General features: G+C 74.1%; 16 protein-coding genes. 10 read left to right on the top strand and 6 right to left on the bottom strand.

The genetic code is table 11. The features are described 5' to 3' along the window. The 3 genes from BLV02_RS04805 (at position 1) to BLV02_RS04815 (ending at position 2,996) form a co-directional block, all read left to right on the top strand. Complete coding sequence (locus BLV02_RS04805; protein WP_216094365.1) at positions 1 to 1,077, top strand: carbohydrate ABC transporter permease; 1,077 nt, start codon at positions 1 to 3, stop codon at positions 1,075 to 1,077. After that, complete coding sequence (locus BLV02_RS04810) at positions 1,074 to 2,042, top strand: carbohydrate ABC transporter permease (RefSeq protein WP_083288911.1); 969 nt, start codon at positions 1,074 to 1,076, stop codon at positions 2,040 to 2,042. Before BLV02_RS04805 ends, BLV02_RS04810 begins: the two co-directional genes overlap by 4 nt. Positions 2,043 to 2,474: 432 nt before the next feature. After that, entirely contained in the window at positions 2,475 to 2,996 is a 522-nt protein-coding gene (locus BLV02_RS04815) for an AAA family ATPase (RefSeq protein ID WP_216094366.1), read from the top strand. 19 nt (positions 2,997 to 3,015) lie between these two features. Here the strand turns inward: BLV02_RS04815 and BLV02_RS04820 are convergent, their stop codons facing one another. Next, positions 3,016 to 5,955 (bottom strand): helix-turn-helix transcriptional regulator, encoded by a 2,940-nt coding sequence (locus tag BLV02_RS04820; protein ID WP_218133494.1) that lies wholly within the window; start codon positions 5,953 to 5,955, stop codon positions 3,016 to 3,018. A 52-nt stretch (positions 5,956 to 6,007) separates the two neighbouring features. Further along, positions 6,008 to 6,157, bottom strand: coding sequence for a hypothetical protein (locus BLV02_RS36285; protein WP_171906809.1), 150 nt, complete (start codon positions 6,155 to 6,157; stop codon positions 6,008 to 6,010). A 190-nt stretch (positions 6,158 to 6,347) separates the two neighbouring features. Between BLV02_RS36285 and BLV02_RS04825 the strand changes: the two genes are divergently transcribed. From BLV02_RS04825 to BLV02_RS04845, 5 genes are all read left to right on the top strand, one after another. Beyond that, positions 6,348 to 7,781, top strand: a complete 1,434-nt coding sequence (locus BLV02_RS04825; RefSeq protein ID WP_069113027.1) for an NAD-dependent malic enzyme — start codon at positions 6,348 to 6,350, stop codon at positions 7,779 to 7,781. Next, complete coding sequence (locus BLV02_RS04830; RefSeq protein ID WP_069113028.1) at positions 7,781 to 8,353, top strand: YqgE/AlgH family protein; 573 nt, start codon at positions 7,781 to 7,783, stop codon at positions 8,351 to 8,353. Before BLV02_RS04825 ends, BLV02_RS04830 begins: the two co-directional genes overlap by 1 nt. A gap of 104 nt (positions 8,354 to 8,457) precedes the next feature. Then, positions 8,458 to 9,138 carry a hypothetical protein gene (locus tag BLV02_RS04835; protein WP_069113029.1) on the top strand — a complete coding sequence of 227 codons (681 nt, stop codon included), beginning with the start codon at positions 8,458 to 8,460 and terminating at the stop codon, positions 9,136 to 9,138. 98 nt (positions 9,139 to 9,236) lie between these two features. Next, positions 9,237 to 11,165 carry a sensor histidine kinase gene (locus BLV02_RS04840; protein ID WP_069113254.1) on the top strand — a complete coding sequence of 643 codons (1,929 nt, stop codon included), beginning with the start codon at positions 9,237 to 9,239 and terminating at the stop codon, positions 11,163 to 11,165. After that, a complete protein-coding gene (locus BLV02_RS04845; protein ID WP_069113030.1) occupies positions 11,162 to 11,800 on the top strand; it encodes a response regulator in 639 nt (212 codons plus the stop codon). Before BLV02_RS04840 ends, BLV02_RS04845 begins: the two co-directional genes overlap by 4 nt. Here BLV02_RS04845 and BLV02_RS04850 read toward each other — a convergent pair. From BLV02_RS04850 to BLV02_RS04860, 3 genes are all read right to left on the bottom strand, one after another. Next, a complete protein-coding gene (locus tag BLV02_RS04850) occupies positions 11,797 to 12,159 on the bottom strand; it encodes a hypothetical protein (protein ID WP_069113031.1) in 363 nt (120 codons plus the stop codon). The genes BLV02_RS04845 and BLV02_RS04850 overlap by 4 nt on opposite strands. After that, entirely contained in the window at positions 12,146 to 13,192 is a 1,047-nt protein-coding gene (locus tag BLV02_RS04855) for a calpain family cysteine peptidase (RefSeq protein ID WP_069113032.1), read from the bottom strand. Before BLV02_RS04855 ends, BLV02_RS04850 begins: the two co-directional genes overlap by 14 nt. 80 nt (positions 13,193 to 13,272) lie before the next feature. After that, a complete protein-coding gene (locus tag BLV02_RS04860) occupies positions 13,273 to 13,533 on the bottom strand; it encodes a DUF3039 domain-containing protein (RefSeq protein WP_069113033.1) in 261 nt (86 codons plus the stop codon). Between the two features lie 64 nt (positions 13,534 to 13,597). Here BLV02_RS04860 and BLV02_RS04865 point away from each other — a divergent pair, with 64 nt between their 5' ends. After that, a complete protein-coding gene (locus BLV02_RS04865) occupies positions 13,598 to 15,049 on the top strand; it encodes an MFS transporter (protein WP_069113034.1) in 1,452 nt (483 codons plus the stop codon). Positions 15,050 to 15,182: 133 nt separating this feature from the next. Then, entirely contained in the window at positions 15,183 to 16,958 is a 1,776-nt protein-coding gene (locus tag BLV02_RS04870; protein WP_069113035.1) for a DEAD/DEAH box helicase, read from the top strand. Here BLV02_RS04870 and BLV02_RS04875 read toward each other — a convergent pair. Continuing rightward, entirely contained in the window at positions 16,955 to 17,428 is a 474-nt protein-coding gene (locus BLV02_RS04875) for a hypothetical protein (protein WP_141711704.1), read from the bottom strand. The two genes, BLV02_RS04870 and BLV02_RS04875, sit on opposite strands and share 4 nt — an antisense overlap. Positions 17,429 to 17,499: the final 71 nt, after the last annotated feature.

Consider the following 17,499-nt stretch of genomic DNA (forward strand, 5'->3'; position numbering starts at 1 on the left):
GTGACCGCGACGGTCACCCGGGAGGCGTCGGCGGGCCGGACCCGGCCGGTCCGCCGACGCGTCGGCTCCGGGCACCTGCGGCAGGAGCGCCGGGCCGGCTGGCTGTTCGTCGCGCCGGCCGTGATCGTGCTGGTGGTGTTCCTGTTCGTGCCGATCCTCATGGCGCTGTGGGTCAGCCTGCTGGACTGGAACGGGCAGTCCAGCCCGTTCTCCGGCGACGCCGAGTTCGTCGGGCTGGCGAACTACCAGAGCCTGCTCGCCGACGCCGGGCTGCTGCGCAGCGACTTCATGCTGAGCGTGCGCAACACGATCTACTACGTGCTGTTCAACGTCACCGGCGTCGTGGTGGTGTCGTTCGCGCTGGCGATGGCGGTCAATTCGTACGTGCTGCGCGGCCGCTCGTTCTTCCGCACCATCTTCTACTTCCCGGCCATCACGTCGTCGGTGGCGATCAGCGTCCTGTTCCTCTTCCTGTTCCAGGGCTCCGGCGTCGTCAACGTCGTGCTGTCGTGGGTGGGCGTCGACGGGCCGTCGTGGTTCACCGACCCGCGCGGCGTACTGCACATCGTGTTCGGGTGGTTCGGGGTGTCCGAGGCGCCGGCGGCACTGGCCGACACCACGCTCGGCGGGCTGAGCCTGTGGAACTGGCTGTCCGGCCCGTCGGTGGCGATGTGCGCGCTGATCACGCTGACCATCTGGGCGTCGTCGGGCACGTTCATGCTGTTCTTCCTGGTCGGGCTGCAGGACATCCCGGTCGAACTGGAGGAGGCGACCGCGATCGACGGCGCCGGCGGGTGGCAGCGGTTCCGGCACCTGACGCTGCCGCTGATGCGCCGCAGCATCGTGCTCGTCGTCACGCTGGCGCTGATCAGCAGCTGGCAGGTGTTCGACCAGGTGTTCATCCTGTCGCAGGGCGCGCCGGCCAAGACGACGCTGACGCCGGCCTACATCTCCTACGTGCGCAGCTTCGGCGACGGCCAGTTCGGCGTCGGCGCGGCGGTGGCGTTCGTGCTGTTCGCGATCATCATCGTGCTCACGCTGCTGCAGCGGTGGGTGGGAAGGGAGCGGCGGGCATGAGCGGGCTGACGTTGCGGCGGGGGCGGCGGGCGGCGGGGACGTCGCGGGCGGCGGGGGCGTCGCGGGGGAGGCGCGAGCGCGACGCCGTCCCCGTCGTGCTCACCGACCGGTACTCGCCGCTGCCGCGCAAGGTGGCCGTGCGGGTGATCGGGTACGGGCTGCTGGCGCTCGGGACGCTGCTCTACCTCGGGCCGTTCCTCGTCCAGGTGGCGACGTCGTTCAAGACCGACGCCGACGCCGTCGGCAACCCGGTGTCGCTGATCCCGTCGCCGGTGACGCTGGCCGCCTGGGAGGTGGTGGCCGGGTCGAACCCGGCGTACTCGGTGCCGGTGTTCCGCTGGCTGGGCAACTCGTTCGCCGTCACCATCTCCGTGACGCTGGGCCGGCTGATCATCGACAGCCTCGCCGGCTACGCGCTGGCGCGGCTGCGGTTCCGCGGGCGGGCCGTGGTGTTCGCCGGCGTCGTCGCCGTGCTGGCCGTTCCCGGTGTCGTGCTGCTGATCCCGAAGTTCCTGGTGCTCAACGAGCTCGGCATGTTCAACAGCTACGCCGGGATGATCCTGCCGCTATTCTGCGACGCGGTCGGGATCCTGCTGATGAAGACGGCGTTCGAGGCCGTGCCGACCGAACTGGACGAGGCGGCCCGCATCGACGGCGCCGGCGTGTTCCGGACGTTCTGGAGTGTGATCCTGCCGCTGGTGCGCCCGGCGCTGGTGACCGTGACGATCCTGTCCTTCCAGGGCTCGTGGAACGAGTTCACCCACTTCCTCGTCGCGACGTCGGACCCCGATCTCGCCACCATGAACCTCGGCATCGCCCGCCTCACCGCCGGCGACCTGCAGGGGTCGCAGCAGTTCCCGCTGAAGCTGGCGCTGGCCACGCTCTCGACGATCCCTATCGCCATCGTCTACGTGTTCTTCTCGCGCTACTTCATGCGCTCCGGCAACGCGACGGGCCTCAAGTGAGCTCGGTCGTCTGTTCTGAGGTTGGCCCACGTCGCCGTCGTGCTCCAGTTGGCCGTCCCCCTGCTGCCCATTTTCTCAGCCGCGGCACCGCGCCTCGAGCGGAGCCGAACGGCGCTTCGCGCGGACGTGTCACCGCTTGACCCGCGGCACCGCGGCCTAAGAACTGGCAGCTATCAGGGGACGGGGGAAGTGCGGGGACAGGCCGCGCGGTGTAGCGCCAGCCGCCGTTCGGTTCGCGGCGACGGCGGCCCCAGCGACTGTTGATCATGAAGAAGTCGGCTCAATCGCGTCGAGATGCCGAGCTTCTCCATGATCAACTCGGGGTGGGGCGATCGCGGCGCGGGGCGGGGCGAGTGGCGCGACCGTCCGGCGATCGCGACGGCGGGAAATCCTGGTGACGGGCGGGTGCCCGGCCTGGCAGAGTGGCCGCTCGTGTCCAGCGTCTACCTGATCACCGGCATCATGGCGGCCGGCAAGTCCACCGTCGCGCAGGCGCTGGCCGAGCGGCTGCCGAAGGCGGCGCACGTGCGCGGCGACACGTTCCGCAAGGCCATCGTGTCCGGCCGCGTCGACCCGGTACCGGGCGACGCGGAGGGGATGAGGCAGCTGAGGTTGCGCTACCGCATCGCCGCCGGGGCCGCCGACGAGTACGCGGCCGCCGGGTTCACGGCGGTCGTGCAGGACGTCGTGATCGGGCCGGTGCTGGCGGAGTACGTCGAGCTGGTCCGCACCCGCCCGCTGCACGTCGTGGTGCTGGCGCCGGCGCCGGACACCGTCGCCGAGCGGGAGGCGGGCCGCGGCAAGACCGGCTACGGCGCCTGGACCGTCGACGACCTCGACACGTCGCTGCGCACCGAGACGCCGCGGGTCGGGCTGTGGCTGGACACGTCGGAGCTGACGCCGGAGCAGACGGTCGACGCGATCCTCGCCCGGCGCGACGAGGCCGCCGTCTGACCCTGCCGCGGCCGCGGCGTCAGCCGGCGTCGGCGAGCAGGCCCCGCTGGTGCGCGATCGACACCGCCTCGGTGCGGCTGGCCGCGCCGAGCTTCGTCATGACCCGCGACAGGTGCACGCTGACCGTCTTCTCACTGATGAACAGCTCTTCGCCGACCTTGCGGTTGGTGTAGCCGCGGGCCACCAGCTCGAGCACGCCCAGCTCGCGCGGCGTCAGCAGCCCGGCGCTCGGCAGCACCGTGCCGGGCAGCGCGACGTGGGCCCGCCGGGCGAGGTCGCGGACGGCGGTGGTGAGCGGCTGCGCGCCCAGCCGCTCGGCGGCCTCGTGTGCGGCGGCCAGCTCGACGGCGGCGGCGTCGCGGTCGCCGGTGGTGACGAGCGCCTCGGCCAGGCGCCAGCGGCCCAGCGCGACGTGGAAGGGCTCGCCGTAGCCGAACGCCTCGACGACCGCGCGCCACGCCTCGGGGTCGGCGTGGCCGGTGAGCCGGGACTCCTCGGCGCGCAGCCGGGCCAGCCACGCCAGGCCCTCGGCGCCGAGACGGTCGGCGCGCGGGATGCCGTGCTCGGCGGTGCTGCGGGCGTGCTCGACGAACCGTCGCCCCTCGGTGACGGCGGCGGCCTCGGCCGTGTCGTCGTGGTCGAGCCGGGCCTGCGCCGCGACGTCGGCCAGCGAGCCGAGCGCGAGCGTGGCGAGCCGGATGCCGCCGAGCGGCCAGTAGTCGTCGTCGCCCTTGCGCATGGACGCGATGGCGTCGTCGGCGACCCGGCCGGCGTCGCGGTGGCGGCCCTGCCAGCCGGCCATCTCGATGCCCGCGATGCCGGCCAGTTGGGCGATCTGGCCGTCGCGATGCCACTCGGGCCGGATGCGGTCGAGGTCGCGCTGCGCTTCGTCGAACCGGCCGCGGCTCACCTTGATGATCGCCGCCGACGCCGCGAGCAGCGCCGAGATGGTGTCGGAGACCTGCTCGCCGGGCGGGCTGGCGGCCGCGAGCGCTTCGTCCCAGCTGCCGCGCGCGTAGTGGACCATGGCGCCCATCCAGCGCAGCTCGAGGCCGTAGGCGCTCCACGTGAGGCCCAGCTCGGCGGCGCGGGCGCCGCCGGCGTCGGCGATGGCGCTGGCTTCGTCGAGCCGCCCCTGCTCGTACCGGGTGGTGACGAGGTTGAACGACGCCCGCAGCTCGACGTTGGCCGCGCCGACCCGGATGGCGTTCTGCCGCGCCTGCTCGAACAGCGCGCAGGCGTCTTCGACGGCGCCCGCGCGGAGGTCGTTGAAGGCGAGCGTGATGAGCGCGTCGGACTCGGCGCTGACGCTGCCGCTGGCCCGTGCGTCGGCGATGGCCTGCTCGGCGAACTGGCGGGAGAGCTCGTTCTCGCGGGCCAGGCGGGTGCGCGCCCGCAGCGCCAGCACCCAGGCGCGGGTGCGGCTGGCCGGCTCGGCCTCGACCAGCGCCCAGGCGTCCTCGATGACCTGCTCGGCCTCGTGCCACCGGATGCTGGCCAGAAGGGTCTCGGTGAACTGACGGCGGACGTCGGCGCGGGTGACGGTGTCGGCGTCGCGGTCGGCCAGTTCGACTGCCGCCTGCGCGTAGGCGGCGGCTCGCTCCGGGTGCCCGGCCGCGCTGGCGACGTAGGCGGCCTTGCGGGTGAGCGCCAGCTCGTCGACACCGGATCGCGCCGCGGGGTCGTCGACCCCCGGCCACAGCTCGAGTGCCTGCTCGACGTAGCGCAGCTCGGCCGCGAGCGCGCCGACGCGCATGGCGTCGTCGGCCGCCTTGACCGACGCGGCCAGCGCCGTGGGGAGGTCGTTGCTGCGCAGGCTGTGGTAGGCGAGCGCGCCGGCCAGCTCGTCCTGCTGCAGTTCGACGATGCGGCGCGCGTAGGCGGCGTGCAGCCGCACCCGCTCGCCCGGCAGCAGGTCGGCGTAGACGGCCTCGCGCAGCAGCGCGTGCCTGAACGTGTAGCCGCCGTGGTCGTCGGTGACGAGGATGTGGTGCTGCAGCGCCTCGCGCAGCGCGGCGTCGAGGTCGCCGTCGGGGAGGTCGATGACGGAGCGCAGCGCGGCGTGCCCGACGTGCCGGCGTCCGGTGACGGAGATGGCGCCGACGACCCGCTGGGCGGCCGGGCTCAACGTCTCGACCCGCGACAGCAGGACGTCGGCCAGTGCGGTGGGGATGCCGCCGGCCGGGCCCGTGGCGCTGGCCGCCACCAGTTCCTCGGCGAAGAACGCGTTGCCCTCGGACCGCGCCGCGACGTCGGCCAGCCACTCGGGGTCGATGCCGCCGTCGGCCAGCGCCTCGACGAACGCCAGCGCGTCGGCCGGGCCGAACGGCGCGAGGTCGAGCCGCTCGACGACCGGCAGCCGGACCAGCTCGGCCAGCAGCGGCCGCAGCGGGTGCTGCCGGTGGAGGTCGTCGGAGCGGTACGTGGCGACCACCAGCAGCCGCTGCGCCGCCAGCCGCGACACCAGGAACGACAGCAGGTCGCGGCTGGAGGCGTCGCTCCAGTGCAGGTCCTCGATGGCGAGCACCACCGGCGCGTCGTCGCTGAGCTCGGCCAGGACGGTGACCATGGCGTCGAACAGCTGCAGCTGACCGAGGTCGGTCTCCTCGCCGGAGCGCGCGGTGGTGGCCGCGGCGCGGCCGATGAGCCCGGCCAGCGCCGGCCGGGCGTCGACGAGGTCGGGCCGGACCCGCCGCAGCTGCTCGACGACCTCCTTGAACGGCAGGTACGGCAGCCCGGCCTCGCCGACGCTGACGCAGCGGCCCAGCAGCACGTGGGTGCCGCCGGCCTCGGCCTCGGCGAGGAACTCCGTGAGCAGGCGGCTCTTCCCCACCCCGGCGTCGCCGGAGAGCAGCACCGCGACGCCGGCGCCGCCACGGGCGCGCTGGAGCGCCGTACGCAGCTGAGCGGACTCGCTGCCGCGGGCGGTGAACGGGACACCGGTTCCGAGCCTTGGCACGACACCGATGCTCGCATACCCCTCCGACAAGGTCGCGGGCATTTTCGGCCGGTCAGCGAACCGGGCGCGGCCGGCGCCCCGTGGGGCGGACGACCTTCGGTGCGGACACGGCGTCACGGCGCGCGTCGCGGCGGGTCGTGACGGCGTCGCGGCGGACGCGTTCCTGGCGGTAGTCGAGCTCCGCGCGGATGCTGTCGATCATGGTCTGCCTCCCCTGGACTGGCCTCTCACCGTCGAGACTCGTGCTGAGGGCGGGCCGGCGGCATCGGGCGACCACGCACACCCCGTGCGGCGGCGACCCCTTACCCGTCACGACCGGGGGAGTAAGGGGATCTCGCGGGTGCCGGATCAACTACGGTGGTGCTGCTCACCTCTCGGCAAGAAGGGTCACCGTGGTCAGCGTTCCGAGCGTCTCCTACTCGATCACCGTCAGGCTCGAGGTGCCCGCGGGCGGCTCGTCCGTCGGCCAGCTCACCGCCGCCGTCGAGAAGGCGGGTGGGCTCGTCACCGCGCTCGACGTCACCGCATCGGGCGCCGACCGCATCCAGGTCGACGTCACCTGCGCCGCCACGTCGTCGGCGCACGCGGGCGAGCTGGTCATGGCGCTGCGCTCGGTGCCCGGGGTCATCATCGGCAAGGTCAGCGACCGGACCTTCCTCGTGCACCTCGGCGGCAAGATCGAGGTCGTGTCGAAGGTCCCGATCCGCAACCGCGACGACCTCTCGCTCATCTACACCCCCGGCGTGGCCCGGGTGTCGCAGGCGCTCGTCGACAACCCCGACGACGCCCGCCGGCTGACCATCAAGCGCAACACCGTCGCCGTCGTCACGGACGGCTCGGCGGTGCTGGGGCTGGGCAACATCGGCGCGACGGCGGCCCTTCCCGTCATGGAGGGCAAGGCGGCGCTGTTCAAGCGGTTCGGCGGCATCGACGCGTTCCCCATCTGCCTCGACACCCAGGACGTCGACGAGATCATCCGCACCGTCCAGAACATCGCGCCCGTCTTCGCCGGCATCAACCTCGAGGACATCTCCGCGCCGCGCTGCTTCGAGGTCGAGGCCCGGCTGCGCGAGCTGCTCGACATCCCCGTCTTCCACGACGACCAGCACGGCACCGCCATCGTGGTGCTCGCGGCGCTGCACAACGCGCTCAAGGTGGTCGGCAAGGAGATCGGCTCCATCCGCGTCGCGATGTCGGGCGCCGGCGCGGCCGGCCACGCCATCGCGCAGCTGCTGGTGGCGGCCGGCGTCACCGACATCGTCGCCGCCGACATCAACGGCGTCATCCACCCCGGCCGGGCCGACCTCACCGGTGTGCCCACCTGGTACCTCGAGCAGTGCAACCCGCGCGGCGTCACCGGCGACCTCCGCGACGCCGTGCGCGACGCCGACCTGTTCATCGGGGTGTCGGCGCCGAACGTGCTCACCGCCGCCGACGTCGCCACCATGGCGCCCAACGCCATCGTGTTCGCGCTGGCCAACCCCGAGCCCGAGATCGACCCGCGGGCCGCCGGCGAGTACGCCGCGGTGGTGGCCACCGGGCGGTCGGACTACCCGAACCAGATCAACAACGTGCTCGCGTTCCCGGGCGTCTTCCGCGGCCTGCTCGACGCGCGCAGCCGGTCGGTGACGACGGAGATGATGCTGGCCGCCGCCGCGGCGCTGGCCGCCACCGTCAAGGACGAAGAGCTCAACCCGTCGTACATCGTCCCCAGCGTGTTCCACTCCGGCGTCGCCGACGCGGTGGCCGAGGCGGTGCGCGGCAGTGTCGAGACCATCAGGCGCGTGGCCGAGGAGACCGGCGACTTCCCGGCCATCCCCGTGTGATGGAGCCCGATCCCGTGGGCGCCGAGAAGCTGACCGGGAAGCTGCTCGTGGCGGCGCCGTCGCTGCGTGGTTCGACGTTCGACCGGGCGGTCATCCTGATGCTGTCGCATGACGGCGACGGCGCCCTCGGTGTCATGGTCAACAAGCCGACCGAGGTGCTGGTGGGTGACGTCCTGCCGCGCTGGATCTCCGTGGTCTCCGAGCCCGGCGTGGTGTTCCAGGGCGGCCCGGTCAGCCTCGACAGCGCGCTCGGGCTGGTGGCCGTCGGCGGCAGCGACGAGCCGCTGGGCATCCGCCGGGTGCGCGGCCGGCTCGGCGTGGTGGACCTCGACACCCCGGCCGAGATCATCGAGCCCGCGGTGACGGCGATGCGGGTGTTCGCCGGCTACGCCGGCTGGGCGCCGGACCAGCTGGAGGGCGAGATCGACGAGGGCTCGTGGTACGTCGTCGACTCCGAGCCGGGCGACGCGTTCCGCACCGACGCGCAGGACCTGTGGCCGGTGGTGCTGCGCCGCCAGGGCGGCCAGCTGGCCCTCATGGCGACCTTCCCCGCCGACCCGTCGATGAACTGACGTCCCGGCGCGACTGCCCGGAGGTTCGGGACAGGATGCCGTGGCGGCCGGGACGGCGCCCCCGGCACGCTCCCTTCGTCAACGCACCGACGAGGGGGAGAACGATGAGTACCAGCCTGGCAACGGGCACCACACACAAGACCGCGACGGCGGCGCCGCGCCTCTGGGCGTACACCGGCGTGCTGGCCGGCCTGGCCGGCGTCGTCGGCATTCAGGCGTCGATGAGCGTCTCCGCGGTTTACGACGAGGACGGCGACGCCGTCGCGATCCTGGCGGGCCTGCGCGACTTCGTCCCCAACATCGTGGTGTTCCACGTCACGATGATGCTGGCCACCGTCCTGCTGGTGGTCTTCGCGGCCGGGCTGCGCCGCCGGCTCAAGGCGCAGGCGCCGGCCGACAGCCTGCTGCCCGACGTCGCCGCGTTCGGGCTGCTGCTGACCTCGGTCGCGGGGCTCATCGGCACCGGGCTGAACACCGAGTTCGCCTTCGCGCTGGCCGACGACGAGACCGAGATCGTGCCCGAGGCGGCGGTGGTGTTCGGCCACTGGATCGGCACGCTGCCGTGGCTCTGGGTCGGCGCCGGGATCACCGGGACCGCGCTCGCCGCCGCCGCGCTGCGGCATGCCGCAGCGCCGCGCTGGATCGGCTGGGTCGCGGCGGTCCTGGGCGGCCTCACGCTGCTGCTCGGCATCTCGCCGCTGCAGTACATGGCCGGCATGACGGGGCCGGTGCTGGTGCTCGTCGTCGCGGCCGGCTTCGTGTGGGGCGACCGGCGCCGGGCGTGACGACGCCTGCGCACCGCCGTCGGGGCGCACGCTGTGGGACGCTTCCGTCAGCGGGCCGTACGCCGGGGGGCCGGCCCGAGGGGGGAGTGCCGAGCATCATGCCCGACACGCTGCGCAGGACCCGAGCCTGGGTGGCCACGGCGATCGCCGTGGCCGCCTGGGCGCTGGCCGTGGTGTCCACCGTCCTGCTCGTGCTCGCTCGGCCGCCGCTGGACGCGAACCTCTGGTTCTTCGTCGTCGACGTCACGGTGGCCTGCGTCTACGGGACCGTGGCCGCGATCACGCTGCGCCGGCGGCTGCACCCGGTGCCGGTGCTGCTGGCGGTCGCGGCCGTCGGCGGCGGCCTGGCGGGGTTCGGCTACGCCTACGCCTGGTGGTCCGCGCGGCCGGGCGGCCCGGAGCCGATCGCGGCCATCGCCGACTTGCAGGGCATCGCCTGGGTGCCGGGCACCATGGCGCTGTTCCTCGTCGTGCCGTGGCTGGTCCGCGACCACCCGCTCGGCCTCGCCTGGATCGGCCTCGCCGCGGGCGCCGCCGTCGCGGCCGCGCTGAGCGTCGTGAACGTCGTCGCGCCGGACTGGCCGGCCACCGAGCTGTTCGCGGCCTCCGTGGTGCTCGGGCTGGCCACGGCGGCGGAGACCGAGTGGCGGCACCGCCGCGGACCGGAGGACGAGCGCAACGGCCTGGGCTGGCTGGCGCTGGGTACGGCGATCCTGGCGGTGTCGTTCGTGCCGCTGCTCTTCGACTGGGACATCCCGTACTGGTCGACGCCGGTGCTGCACCTGCTCTCGCAGGCGGTGTTCCCGGCCGCGGTGCTGGTGGCCGTGCTGCGCAACCAGCTGTGGGGGCTGGGCCTCGCCGTGCGCCGCACCGTGCTGGCCGGTCTGCTCACCAGCGGGCTGCTCGCCCTGTACCTCGTCGTCGCGCTGCTGGCCGGCCGCGTCGTGCCCGGGCAGGGGATGGCCCAGCTGGTCGCCGCCGGGTCGGTGGCCGTCGCGGTGCAGCCGTTGCGGATGTGGCTGGCCACCCGCGTGCACCGGCTGGTGCACGGTCCGGCCGCCGACCCGGCGCAGGTGGTCCGGCTCGGCTCGCACCTCGGCGACGCGGGCTCGGTGGAGGACCTGCTCAGGGGGCTGGCCGAGGACATCGGCCGCTCGATGCGGCTGGAATCGGTGCGGATCGAGGTGGACGGCGACACCGCGATGGGCTGGGGCCGGCCGACGACCGCCGTCGAGACCGTCCCGCTGGTGCATCGCGGCGACGAGGTCGGCCGGCTGGAGCTGACCGCCCCGCCGGGCGAGGCGCTGGACGGCCGCGCGCAGTCGACGTTGCGCGACCTCGCGGCGGTCGTCGCGACCGCCGTGGCCGTGGCCCGGGCCGCCGCCTCCGTCGACCAGCTGCGCGACCGCGTGGCCACGGCGCGGCTGGAGGAGCGCCGCGTCATCCGACGCGAGATCCACGACGGCCTGGGCCCGTCGCTGGCCGGCCTGCGGCTCGGTCTGCAGGGCGCGCGCAACCTGCTCGACACCGACGTCGCAGCCGGGAAACGGCTGCTCAGCGCGTTGCAGGCCGAGCTGGACCAGCGGGTCGACGCGGTGCGGACGCTGTCGCATCATCTGCTGCCCCCGGTGCTCGACGAGCTGGGCCTCGCCCCGGCGCTCGAGGAGCTCGTGGCGAGGTACGCCGAGGACGGGATCGACCTGTCGGTGTGCACGCAGCAGGTGGAGACGCTGTCGGCCACCCAGGCGGCCGCCGCGTACGGCATCGTCAGCGAGGCGCTGGCCAACGTCAGCCGGCACGCCCACGCGCGCCGCGCCTGGGTGGAGGCGTGCCCGCACGACGGCGGCATCAGGCTGACCATCGCCGACGACGGCGCCGGGGTGGCGCCGGACGCGGTGCCCGGCGTGGGCAGCCGGTCGATGCGCGAGCGCGCCGCCGAGCAGTGCGGATACGTCGAGGTGGGCGCCCGCGACGGCGGCGGCACGGTGGTGCTGGCCTGGTTCCCGAGCAAGGAGATGGCCTCATGATCAGGGTCGTGGTCGTCGACGACCATCCGGTGTTCCGGCTGGGCATGGTCGCCCTGCTCGACAGCCTCGACGGTATCGAGGTGGTGGCACAGGCGGCGTCGGCGCAGGAGGCGCACGAGGCCGTGGGCGAGTCGGTGGACGTCGTGCTGATGGACCTGCACCTCGGCGACGACTCCGGCGTGGAGGTGACCCGCGACCTGGTGCGGCGGCTGCCGCTGCTGCGGGTGCTCGTCATCACGATGCGCGAGGACGACGAGTCCGTGGTGGCGTCGGTTCGGGCCGGCGCCAGCGGCTACCTGCTCAAGGGCGCTTCGCCGGACGAGGTGGAGCGCGGCGTGCGGGCGGTCGCCAACGGGGAGATGATTCTCGGCCCGAAGGTGGCCGCGCGGGCCATGGCGACGCTGACCGCCGGGCGCACGGCCGTGCGGCTGCCGTTCCCGGAGCTGTCGGATCGGGAACGCGAGGTGCTCGACCTGGTGGCCCGGGGGTTCGACAACACGCAGATCTCCCGGCGGCTGGTGCTGAGCCCCAAGACGGTGCGCAACCACGTGTCGAACGTCCTGACCAAGCTCGCCCTGCCGGACCGCGCGGCGGCGATCATCAGGGCGCGCGACGAGGGCCTGGGCCGGGACTAGGGTGTCTCCCGGGTCCGTGGCCTGCTGCGCGGCGGCCGAGACCCGGGAGACACACCCTGGCCGCCGATGCGGACCAGAACGGCGACGACGTGGTCGCCGGCGCTGCCGGGCGGCGCGTCGGGCGCGAGCCGCGGCGGCGGGCTGGTGCGGACGACCCGCCAGCGCACCCCGCCGGCCGTGAGGACGTGGCCCGGCGCGTACCAGGCGGTGCTCCGGCGCCCGCCGGGCTCGTCGACGCCGAGGCAGACCCGCGGGGCGTCGACCCCCACGACGGTGACGCTGGCGGCGCCGGCCGCGGCGGGGTAGCCGAGCCGCACGCGGACCCGGGTGGGCAGGGCGCCGGAGTCAGCCGTCGTCATCGGCCTCACACCAGTCGATGCGGGTGAACAGCCGGCAGAAGACGTCGAGCGGCACCGGCCGCGGGTGCCGCAGGCCCCACGGGTTGTGCAGCAGGACGCGGCGGTCGGCGTCGAGGCCCAGGACGGCGTACGCGTGTGCGACCGGCGCGAGGCGGTAGCGCAGCGCGGCCGCCGCGCCGGCGTCGTCGCCCTCGTCGAAGGGGCGGCTGCAGGCGACGGCCGGCTGGGCGGACTCGACCAGCGCCGCCACCACCTCGTCGCCGGACCGCGGCACCCGCAGCAGGTAGCTGGGCCGGCCGGTGAGCCAGTACAGCGCCTCGGCCGGCAGGCCGCCGCGGGCCAGCGTGGGATAGCCGCCGCCGTAGACGGCGAACGCCTTCTCGACGTACGGCACCAGCGTGGAGCCGTCGGGGGAGCGCGCGTACGCGATCCCGCCGTCGGCGTCGTCGACCGGCAGCGTGGGGCGCAACCGGTACCTCCGCCCCGGCACGTCGACCAGCACGGCGTCGCCGGCCGCGGTGACGGCCGGCAGCAGCCACGGCGCCCGCCCGGCCACCGTGCACAGGGCGGCGACGAGGTGGCAGTCGCTGATGGCGCCCTGCCGGGCGAACCCGCTGCCGACGGCGGCGGGGAGGGTGAGCGGGTGGGCGGCGTAGCGGACGCCGCCGGTGAGCGGCGGCTCCGGCGACCGGCCGGGCGTGGGGGACGGCGCACCCGGCGTCGCGGTGGGAGGGGCGTGGTGCAGCAGCGCGAGCAGCCCCGCCACCTCGGCGTCGAGCACGTGGCGGACGGCGCCGGCCGCGTCGTCGACGATGGCGGCCAGCGGTCGAGCGAGCTCCGCGGCCGACTGGGCCAGTGCCCCGGCTGGCTGGGCGGGTGCCGCGGCCGGCCGGACACCGGCGACGTTCGCGGCCCGCGCCACCCCTTCCGCGCGCCCGACCACCGCCGCGCGCACGGCCTCGAGCTCCGCGCCCACCTCGGCGCGGAGCAGCGTCAGGGCCCGGACGGCCGCACGGACGGGCCGCTCAGCCACGGCCGGACCCGGACGCCGTCGTCGTTGTCGCTCTCACACCTCCTATGGGTGCTTCGGGCGACCCGAATGTGACACGACGGTCAGGATTTGTCGCCGCCGCCGGGCTTCATCGACTCCCAGATCTCCTTGCACTGCGGGCAGACCGGGTACTTCTGGGGGTCGCGGCTGGGCACCCACACCTTGCCGCAGAGGGCGATGACGGGCGTCCCGTTGATCATGGCCTCGGTGAGCTTGTCCTTGGGCACGTAGTGCGAGAACCGCTCGTGGTCGCCGTCGCCGCTGGTGGGCTGGGTACGGCGGTCCTCGATGGTGTCGCTGCCGGGGGTCAACTGGGTGCTCACCCCGCCCAGTCTACGGATTGGGCTGAGGAACCGCGCATGTCGGCAGCGTCGCTATGATTCGCTCGTGACAGAGCGGTCGGGTGACGAGGTGGCGCAGGGCATCCTCGGCCCGGCGTATCGGCGGCTGTCGGTCGGCATCGTGTCGGCGGTCGTGTTCATCGCGTTCGAGTCGATGGCGGTCGCGACGGCCATGCCGACGGCGGTGCCCGAGCTCGACGGTATGGCGCTGTACGCATTCGCGTTCTCGGCGTTCTTCACGACCAGTCTGTTCGGCATGGTCGTGTCCGGCGAGCTGAGCGACCGCACGGGCCCGCGGCTGCCGCTGATCCTGGGGACGTCCGCGTTCACGCTGGGGCTGCTGCTGTCCGGGTCGGCCCAGTCGATGTGGCCGTTCCTGGCCGGACGGGCGACGCAGGGGCTGGGCGGCGGGCTGGTCATCGTCGCGTTGTACGTGGTGGTGGGCCGGGCGTACCCGGAGCGGATGCGGCCGAAGATCTTCGCCGGCATGGCCGCCGCGTGGGTCGTCCCGTCCATCGTCGGGCCGCTGGTGGCGGGGCTGCTGACGGACGAGCTGTCGTGGCGGTGGGTGTTCCTGGGCATCGCGCCGCTGGTGCTGATCCCGGTGTTCCTGGCGCTGCCGTCGGCGAAGGCGGTCGACGGGCCGCCGCCGGGCGGTGCGGCGCGGCGGGCCGGGAAGAAGCGGTTCGCGCTGGCGGCGGCGGTCGGCGTCGGCCTGCTGCAGTACGCGGGCTCGCGCGCGGACCTCGTCGCCCTGGGGGTGGCCGTCGTGGGGCTGGCGCTGCTGGTGCCGAGCGTGCCGAAGCTGCTGCCGCCCGGCACCATCTGGCTGCGCCGCGGGCTGCCGACGGTGGTCGCGCTGCGCGGCATCTACGCGGGCGCGTTCTTCGGCACCGAGACGTTCCTGCCGCTGCTGCTGGTGTCCGAGCGGGGGATGTCGTCGACCCTGGCCGGGCTGTCGCTGACGGGCGGCGCGCTGGGCTGGGCGACCGGCTCCTGGTACCAGGGCCGCACGCGCACCGTCGCGCCGCGCTACCTGCTGGTCCGAGCCGGCGGGGTGTTCGTCGCGCTGGCCATCAGCAGCGTGTCGCTGGCGCTGATCGACGCGGTGCCCGCGTACGTCGTCATGCTCGGCTGGGCGGTCGGCGCGTTCGGCATGGGCATCGCGACGGCCAGCATGAGCGTGCTGCTGTTCCAGCTGTCGCCGGTCGCTGATCACGGGGCGAACTCGGCGTCATTGCAGGTCAGCGACGCCCTGTTCACGGCGACGTTCGTCGGTCTGGCGGGCACGATCTTCGGCTCGGCGCACGCCGAGTCGATCACCCAGACGACCGTCGACAACTGGGTGTACCTGGTGATCATCGGGGTGATGGCGGCGCTGGCGCTGTTCGGCGCGTGGGCCGCCGGCCGGGTGCGCACGGCCTCCGACGCGGCGCCGACCGGCCTGACGGCCGACCCGCCCCAGCCGGCCGGGCCCGCCGCGGAGCCGGCCGGGTGAGTCTGCGCGCGTCCGGTCACGGGCTGTCGGTCCCGGCCGTTAGGCTCGACGAGGTGCCCGGGCCGACGCCCGGTGTCGGCAACGCCGCCGATGCGCCGCGCCACGCCATGGACGTCCACGTCACGGGAGATGTGTGAGCACTTCGGCCGCTGAGCACCTGCCTCCTGCCTATCCCGATCGTGCCCCGTGGGGAACCGCGGGGCGCCTGCGCGCTTGGCAGGCGGCGGCGCTCGAGGACTACATGGCGCGCGACCCGCGCGACTACCTCGCCGTCGCCACGCCCGGTGCGGGCAAGACGACGTTCGCGCTGCGTATCGCCGCGGAGCTGCTGGCCCGCAAGGTCATCCACCAGCTCACCATCGTCGCGCCGACGGAGCACCTGAAGCGGCAATGGGCCGAGGCCGCCGACAAGGTCGGCATCACCGTCGACCCCGCGTTCAGCGGCCGCACGGCCCGCACCAGCCGCGACTTCACCGGCGTCGCCGTCACCTACGCCGGCGTGGCCGCGCACCCCATGCTGCACCGCGCGCGCTGCGAGAACCGCCGCACGCTGGTCATCCTCGACGAGGTGCACCACGCCGGCGACTCCATGTCGTGGGGCGAGGCCACCCGCGAGGCGTTCGACCCCGCCACCCGCCGGCTGGCGCTCACGGGCACGCCGTTCCGCTCCGACATCAACCCCATCCCGTTCGTCACCTACGCGCCCGACGTCCAGGGCATCCCGCGCAGCGTCGCCGACCACTCCTACGGCTACGCCGAGGCGCTCAAGGACGGCGTCGTGCGGCCGGTGCTGTTCCTCGCCTACTCCGGCGAGATGCGCTGGCGCACGCGGGCCGGCGACGAGGTGGCGGCGCGGCTGGGCGACCCGCTGACGAAGGACATCACGGCGCAGGCCTGGCGCACCGCGCTCGACCCGCACGGCGACTGGATCCCGTCGGTCCTGCAGGCCGCCGACACCCGGCTGACGGAGGTGCGCCGGCACGTGCCCGACGCCGGTGGCCTGGTCATCGCCACCGACCAGGAGTCGGCCCGGGCCTACGCCTCGCTGCTCAAGCGGGTCTGCGGCGAGTCGCCGGCGGTGGTGCTGTCCGACGAGCCGAAGGCGTCGAAGAAGATCGCCGACTTCAGCGACGGCGACAGCCGCTGGATGGTCGCCGTCCGCATGGTCTCCGAGGGCGTCGACGTGCCCCGGCTGGCGGTCGGCGTCTACGCGACGGCCACCCAGACGCCGCTGTTCTTCGCCCAGGCCATCGGCCGTTTCGTCCGGGTCCGCAAGCGCGGCGAGACCGCGTCGATCTTCCTGCCGACGGTGCCCACGCTGCTGTCGTACGCGGGCGAGATGGAGGTCTCGCGCGACCACGTCCTCGGCAAGCCGCCGGGCGCCGACGACGACCCGATGGCGGCCGAAGAGGCGCTCATGGAGGCCGCACAGCGCGAAGACCCCGCCGACGGCGAGGAGCTGATGCCGTTCGAGGCGCTCGGCTCCGACGCCTCGTTCGACCGCGTCCTGTACGACGGCGGCGAGTTCGGCACCCAGGCCCGGGCCGGCTCGGCCGAGGAGGCCGACTACCTCGGCATCCCCGGCCTGCTCGAGCCCGACCAGGTGGCCACGCTGCTGCGGCGGCGGCAGGCCGAGCAGCAGGCGGCCCGGGCGGCGGCCCCCGCCGGCGACGACGCGGCGCCGGTCCACGCCGACCGCGACCCCGCGGTGTTCGAGCAGATCTCCATGCTGCGGCGCGAGCTCAACGGGCTGGTCGGCGCCTGGCACCACCGCACCGGCAAGCCGCACGGCGTCATCCACACCGAGCTGCGCAAGAGCTGCGGCGGCCCGCCGGCCGCGCTGGCCACGGCGGCGGAGATCCAGGAGCGCATCGACACCATCCGCGCCTGGGCCATCGCCCGCGGCTAGGACTGCTCCGGAGCCCGGTTCCGCCTGAGCATCCGCACCAGCAGCGCCGCCCCCACCAGGCAGGCCACCAGCAGCGCCGCGCCGGCGGCCACCCTCGTCCGCGAATCGTAGTCGGCGGTGTAGGCGGCGGGCCGGTCGGCGTCGTGCAGGCGCACGTCGTCGATGCGGGCCGGCATCGGGTCGGCGAGACCGACCCGTTCGGCGTCGCGCAACTCGACGTCGGTCCGGGTGATGGTGCCGTCGTCGCTGGTGAAGTCGCCGATCCAGGAGCAGCTGTCGCGGCCGCACTGGCGGTCCGTGGGGGTGAGCGTGCCGGCCGGGCCGCCGGCCAGCGCGTCGCGGCCGTCGAGTCCCTCGGTGATCAGGGCGATGCCGCCGCCCAGGCCGAAGCTGGCGATGAGCACGGTCAGCACCCAGACGACCACCCTGCCGCGCTTCGTCAACGGTCTCGGTGATCGCGGCGCGGTCATGGCAGCGATCCTGCCAGGGCGGCCGGCCCGCGACCGTCAGGGGGGATCGGGTCGCGGGACCGGCCGCCGGG

Origin of the sequence: Jiangella alba (genome assembly GCF_900106035.1) — a bacterium.
In the GTDB taxonomy this organism is placed as follows: domain Bacteria; phylum Actinomycetota; class Actinomycetes; order Jiangellales; family Jiangellaceae; genus Jiangella; species Jiangella alba.

Bases quoted from the DNA above. Each gene is read 5' to 3' on its own strand.
- BLV02_RS04810 (WP_083288911.1), top strand. From the start codon at position 1,074: ATGAGCGGGCTGACGTTGCGGCGGGGGCGGCGGGCGGCGGGGACGTCG.
- BLV02_RS04875 (WP_141711704.1), bottom strand. From the start codon at position 17,428: ATGACCGCGCCGCGATCACCGAGACCGTTGACGAAGCGCGGCAGGGTG.
- BLV02_RS04830 (WP_069113028.1), top strand. From the start codon at position 7,781: ATGGAGCCCGATCCCGTGGGCGCCGAGAAGCTGACCGGGAAGCTGCTC.
- BLV02_RS04845 (WP_069113030.1), top strand. From the start codon at position 11,162: ATGATCAGGGTCGTGGTCGTCGACGACCATCCGGTGTTCCGGCTGGGC.
- BLV02_RS04835 (WP_069113029.1), top strand. From the start codon at position 8,458: ATGAGTACCAGCCTGGCAACGGGCACCACACACAAGACCGCGACGGCG.
- BLV02_RS04850 (WP_069113031.1), bottom strand. From the start codon at position 12,159: ATGACGACGGCTGACTCCGGCGCCCTGCCCACCCGGGTCCGCGTGCGG.
- BLV02_RS04840 (WP_069113254.1), top strand. From the start codon at position 9,237: ATGCCCGACACGCTGCGCAGGACCCGAGCCTGGGTGGCCACGGCGATC.
- BLV02_RS36285 (WP_171906809.1), bottom strand. From the start codon at position 6,157: ATGATCGACAGCATCCGCGCGGAGCTCGACTACCGCCAGGAACGCGTC.